Source organism: Methylobacterium sp. WL6, assembly GCF_008040095.1.
Classification (GTDB): Bacteria; Pseudomonadota; Alphaproteobacteria; order Rhizobiales; family Beijerinckiaceae; genus Methylobacterium.
Window position 1 is genome coordinate 1 of record NZ_VRVH01000280.1, and the last position, 5,881, is coordinate 5,881.

At 58.2% G+C, this 5,881-nt stretch carries 3 protein-coding genes and 1 pseudogene; 1 reads left to right on the forward strand and 3 read right to left on the reverse strand.

The window, feature by feature from the left end; genetic code table 11:
- The 3 genes from FV230_RS23410 to FV230_RS23420 all read right to left on the reverse strand — a co-directional run.
- Positions 1–247: transposase (locus FV230_RS23410; protein WP_147844104.1), on the reverse strand; the 247-nt coding region annotated here is incomplete at its 3' end.
- Positions 248–502: 255 nt separating this feature from the next.
- Positions 503–1,975: a PAS domain-containing methyl-accepting chemotaxis protein gene (locus FV230_RS23415; protein ID WP_147844105.1), complete on the reverse strand. Its 1,473-nt coding sequence runs from the start codon at positions 1,973–1,975 to the stop codon at positions 503–505.
- 214 nt (positions 1,976–2,189) lie between these two features.
- A complete protein-coding gene (locus FV230_RS23420) occupies positions 2,190–4,607 on the reverse strand; it encodes an EAL domain-containing protein (RefSeq protein WP_147844106.1) in 2,418 nt (805 codons plus the stop codon).
- Positions 4,608–5,355: 748 nt separating this feature from the next.
- On the opposite strand from FV230_RS23420, the pseudogene FV230_RS23425 reads away from it, so the two are divergent.
- A pseudogene (locus FV230_RS23425) lies at positions 5,356–5,841 on the forward strand (transposase); the annotation flags it as partial.
- Positions 5,842–5,881: the final 40 nt, after the last annotated feature.

Below are 5,881 nucleotides of genomic sequence, written 5' to 3' on the forward strand. Positions count from 1 at the left end.
GGATCAGCTTGTCGAGGGTGAGATCGGCGATGGCCTTTCGAAGCCGAGAATTCTCGGTCTCAAGACTCTTCATCCGTCGAACTTGATCCGACTTCAGGCCGCCAAACTCACGCCGCCACCGGTAGTATGTCACCGAACTCACACCGAGCGCGCGGATTGCATCGGCCACGCTCTGGCCCTGTGAGATCAGCACGTCTGCCTGACGTAGCTTCGCGACGATCTCCTCGGGCTTCGGGGGCTTTGCCATCTTGTCCGTCCTCCAGGCTCAAAAGCCATACCAAAGGGCGGACCACTTCAATGGGGGCTGACCAGTGCCTGAATCACGCCTTGCCGGCCTTGTTCGCGACCTTGAGCAGCAACGGCCTTCAATCGCGCGGTTGATCGGCATCAGCTTCATGCAGCTCTTCAGTAAGTATCAAGGCTTGCCAACAGGCCACCCCGATGTCCGCAAAAAGCATCTCCTTCGGGTGCAGAGAGTCACTGCCGAGCAGTTCATGAAGACTCACGCCACTAACGAAGCCTCACGAACTTTAGCAGTTGATTGATTAACTTGCTCAGCCGCCTGCACGATTGCATCCATCCCGCTTGCGAGGCTGGCGGCCCCATAGGAAGCTGTCTGCATAGAGATTGACATCTCTCGCGTCACCGCTGACTGTTCTTCCACCGCCGCCGCGATCGCCGAAGAAACCTCATCGAGCTTACTGATCGTGCCTCGGATAGTACCGATGGCATCCACCGCCCGCTGTGTCGCCCCTTGCGTAGCGCCGATCTGCTGTCGGATTTGATTGGTGGCCTTGCTGGTCTGTTCCGCAAGCTGCTTGACCTCTTGCGCTACGACCGCAAAGCCCCGTCCAGCCTCCCCAGCGCGCGCTGCCTCGATGGTCGCGTTCAAGGCTAAGAGGTTGGTTTGACTTGCTATTGCCTGAATGAGCGCGACCACTTCCCCGATACGGGTGGCCTCCTCGCTCAAGCCTGCCACGATCGTGCCTGTCTGCTGTGCCTGCTCGACCGCCTGACCTGCGATATGCGAAGCTTGCTGTACTTGCTGACTGATCTCCGACACGGAAGCCGACAGCTCTTCCGCGCCTGCGGCAACCACCTGAATGTCACTTGAGACTTGATGAACCGTCCCGGCAGCGACCACCGCTTGCTCAGTGACAGCATGCACGGCTTCGCTGATCACATTGAGATCGCTGCTGATGACTTGTGCCTTCTCAGCTCGCCGCCGTCGTTCGTAAACCTGCTCAGTAACGTCGGTGGCGAACTTGACCACCTTGACTAAGCGCCCGTCATCGTCGCGAATTGGATTATAAGTTGCTTGAATAAAGATCTCGCGTCCACCTTTGGCAATGCGGCAATATTCCGCTGCTTGATACTCACCACGCCCAAGTGCGGCCCAGAACATCTCGTAGGCCGGCGTCTCACGTTCGGCGTGGTTAACGAAGATGCGGTGGTGCTTTCCCTGGATCTCGCTCAGCTCGTAACCAACCGCAGACAAAAAATTGGCGTTAGCGTCAAGGATGGTCCCGTCAGGGGTGAAGGCGATTACGGCCTGTGAGCGATGCAGAGCAGCGACCTGTCCGTTTGTGTCGATACTACGATCCTTCTGAGCCGTGATGTCGGATGCGAAGACAACGATCCGGGCCGGCTTGCCGGTACGGCCAAGAACAGGGTTGTAGGAGGCAAGAATCCAAACTTCCTTGCCGCTCTTGGCAATCCGCTTGAACTCGCGGGTTTGTGGCTTGCCGGTCCGAAGAATGGCCCAAAATTCTTGAGTCTCGGCACTGTCTCGCTCAGCCACTGGAAGTAGCAGGCTATGCGGCTTCCCGATTAACTCTTCCCGACTGTAACCGACGAGGCTGAGGAAGTTGGAGTTGGCCTCACGGATCGTGCCATTGAGATCGAGATCGATGCATCCGCGTGAGCGGTTGATGGCGGCTGTTAAGGCGCGCAGCCGGGATAAAAACAAGGGCATGGATTTGCTCGACCTTAGAGTGACGTGTCACTATTAGGTCATTTGGATGACAAAACCTGAAACATCCGTAAATTTCCCCGACATTGACGGCATTTTTAGCTTTTAAACAAATAGCTGCAGAGCTGTCTATTATGCAAATGCATATGCCTTCGATCATTTTATTCGTACCTATAAGACAAGATCATGCCAATATTAATTTCAGAAATAGGATTTATTAGGCTGATGCCCGCATTAAAGGCAAAGTGAATAACGCCCTAAGCCGTGCCTGATCCATTTCGGAGACGGTCAAGGTCGGCCCAGGTCGGGCGAACAGGTAGCCCTGCATCTGGTCACAATGCAGCTCGCGCAGGATCGACAGCTGTTCGACCGTCTCGACACCCTCAACCGTCACCTGCAGGCCAAGGTTGTGGCCAAGGTTCACGATCGCGCGGACAATCGCGAGCGTGTCCGCGTGCTGTCCAAGCCGTCGAACAAACGATTGGTCGACCTTAATTTTGTCGAACCGAAACTGCTGCAAGTAGCTGAGCGATGAGTACCCAGTGCCGAAATCGTCCAGAGCCAGACGCACGCCCAATTCGCGTAAGTCAGTAAGCACCCGCACAGCTTTCGTGGCATCCTGGATGAACACGCTTTCGGTGATCTCAACCACCAGCCGTGCAGGGTCGAGATTATGCCGCGCCAGCGCTGCTGCCACGGCCGCTGGTACGTGGGATTGCCGAAATTGGGTCGGCGAGACATTGACTGATACGCGCCATGGCTGCGGCCAAGCCGTTGCCGCCGCGCAGGCGGTGTCGATCACCCATTCCCCAATCTGCCCAATCAGATTAGCTTGCTCAGCAACTGGGATAAACTCGTTTGGCGAGACGAACCCGCGCTGCGGGTGCTGCCAGCGAATTAACGCTTCGAAAGTCTCGATTTCGCCGGTGCGAGCGTTGACGATCGGCTGGTAGAACAGTCGCAGCTCGTCTCGGGCGATCGCGCCGCCGAGTTCATGTTCGAGCTGCCGAACCGCCTGCAGCTGCGCGTCCATTGATGCCTCGAAGAAACGTACTGCGCCGCGCCCCTCGTCCTTGACCCGGTACAAGGCGGTGTCAGCAGCGCGCAGTAGTGTTTCAGCTGTGCTGCCATCATCGGGGTAGAGGGCGATACCGGCGGAGGCACTGATTTCGGCGCGGTAATCGTCAATGCGGAATGGGTGACGTAGGCCAGCAATCAACCGTCCGGCAATTTCGGCGACTTGCTGTGGAGCGCGCGCACCGGTGAGCACGACCACGAACTCGTCACCGCCGACTCGGGCGAGGGTGTCGGTCGGACGCAGCTCGGTTAACATTCGTTTGGCTGCCTGAACCAGCAGGGCATCGCCGGCCGCGTGGCCGTATAGATCGTTGATCGCCTTGAACCGATCGAGGTCGAGACAGATCACCGCGACGCTGGTACCATCTATGGCTGCTGCATCCAGGGCGGGGCCGAAGCGTTGCTCCAAGAGGTAGCGGTTGGGCAGATCGGTGAGGGCGTCATGCAAGGCGAGATGGCGGATGCGGGATTCGTCGCGTTTGCGGTCGGTGAGATCGCGTAGGGCGACCGCGGTGGCGGGCTTGCCACCGAACTCGATTGTGCGGCAGGACAGCTCGACCGGCACGCATGTCCCGACGGCGGTGCGGATCGCGAACTCCTCCGGACGCAAATCTTCGGAGCGGCAGCGCGTGCGCCGCAGCAGCGCCGGCGCGTCGGCCTGAGCAAATAAGTCGAGCACCGGCTTGCCGATGATCTGATCGACCGGCATCGCAAACAGGCGGGTGCCGGCTTGGTTGACCTCCAGGACCCTTCCGTCGCGATGGATGAATAGCACCTCGTGCGCAAGGTTGCTCAACAGGCGCATACGATTGAGTTCGAGCAGCGCGCGCTGCGAGAGGTGCTGTTGCAGCGTCATGGCTACGAGGCCGGCGATCAGCACCACGAGGCTGACGACGCCGACTGCCAGCGCAAGTGAGGTCGAACCGAGTACGTAGCTCCCGTCCGTCGGTAGTGCGATTGGCGCCACGGTGACGGCGGCCATGCCTGTGAAATGCAGGCCACAGATCGCGAGCGCAAGCCATCCTGTGACTTCGATCTTGCGGCCAAGGCCACCGAGCGAACGGGCGCGTGCCAGGGCAAGAACGGAGAACAGGCTGCTAATCAGGATCGAGGCTACGACGTAGCTCGGATCGAAGAAAACGAAGCTGGAGGCTCGCATCGCCCCAACCCCGATGTAGTGCATGCCGGTGATCGCTAGAGCGAGCACGGTACCGGCCAGCACGATCCCGAGAAAGCTCGGGGATGAGCGCCGCCAAAGGATCAAGGCAGCCAGGTTTCCGATGGTGGCTACAGCTATCGAGGCTACGGTGAGGTTTAAATCGTAGGCGATGTGAGCTGCAGGAAGGAAGGCGAGCATAGCGACGAAGTGCAAGGACCAGATGCTACCTCCGAATATGACCGCTGCTGAGATTAGGGCTCGCGATGTCGCGCTAGACGCCCTATCGACACGCGCCATCAGGGCGACGGTAGCGAAGCATCCAAATGCGCAGATGAGCGCCGAGAGAGCGACGAGGCGCAGGTCGTGTTGCTGCGCAACGCAGTTGAGGATGCGGATCATTGATGCTTCAATCGCTGCGGGGGTGTGCAACCTTAGGTACGCATAGTACCACACCAATAACTACCGATTGGTCAGCGCAACCCTCGAATCAACTAAATGGTTGACGATTAGTAAGTTTTAATATAAAATTCTTATCAACTCCATATAATCAAATCGGTCAATGCTGTAGACGGGATCAACTACAAATTTTCAGAAATGCATACTATCAATATATAATGAATTTAATAATATTCGGTTATGGAGAAAATAATCGAATTTCAAAGAATGCCCCAGCCAATCTAGGCGCAACAGTTCGATTTAGATCGAGAATGCTGATAGACACGACGTTTGCTATCAGGTGACTTGGAGATCAATATCGACTATCTGACAGGTGCGCCGCAATTATAATCTGCAACGGTGGTTGCTCACAATCGTGACAACAAGGGCTGGCGGCATGCGCCGCAGACCGGACGGAAGCTGCTCGTCGCGTCCCGCGTGCGGGAGCCGCACAGGAATAAGTGCGCGACTTCGCCATCGAGATTCACAACCGCCCGTCGTCAGCCTACGGATGCTTCTTGCCGGGTCGTTCAAATCGTGAGCCCGAGCTGCGGCCGCTCGCCGAGCCTGCGATGGACCCAATTCGGGCGCGGAGCAGCGACGTCCGTGCGGTCGAACTGTGATGAAGCTGCTGACTTTGACTCAGCAAACTGGTCCGCGTCGAGTGCAAGTTTTTTTCGGGCATTGTGAACCCTGGAGGAGGGAGGACGCCATGCCTCGCAAACGCTTCACGAACGAGTAGGTCGCTTTGCGCGGCGGCAGGCGGAGAACGGTGCGACGGTGGACGAGGTCTGCTGGAAGATGGGCGTGTCCAAGCCGACGTTTTACCTTCGGAAGAAGCAGTTCGTCGGCATGGGCATGCCGGAGATCCGGCGGCTAAAGGAGCTGGAGGACGAGAACAGCAGGCTTAAAAGGCTGGTCGCCGACCTGACGCTGGACCGCACCATGCTGCAAGACGTGCCCAAGGGAAAGTGAGTGAGGCCCGCTGCTCGCCGCGAGGTCGCCGGTCACCTACAGGGGGGCCTACGACATCAGGGAGCGTCGGGCCTGTCACGCCACCGGCTTCGGCTGTTCGTCCCAGCGCTACAGGCAGCGCTCGGACCCTTAGGTAGCGCTGCGGATGCGGATGAAGGAGCTGGCTGCCGCACTGGTGCGCTACGGCTATCGGCGGCCGCACATCCTGTTGCGACGGGCGGGCTGAGAGTTGAATCACAAGCGCACCTACCCGATCTACGGGG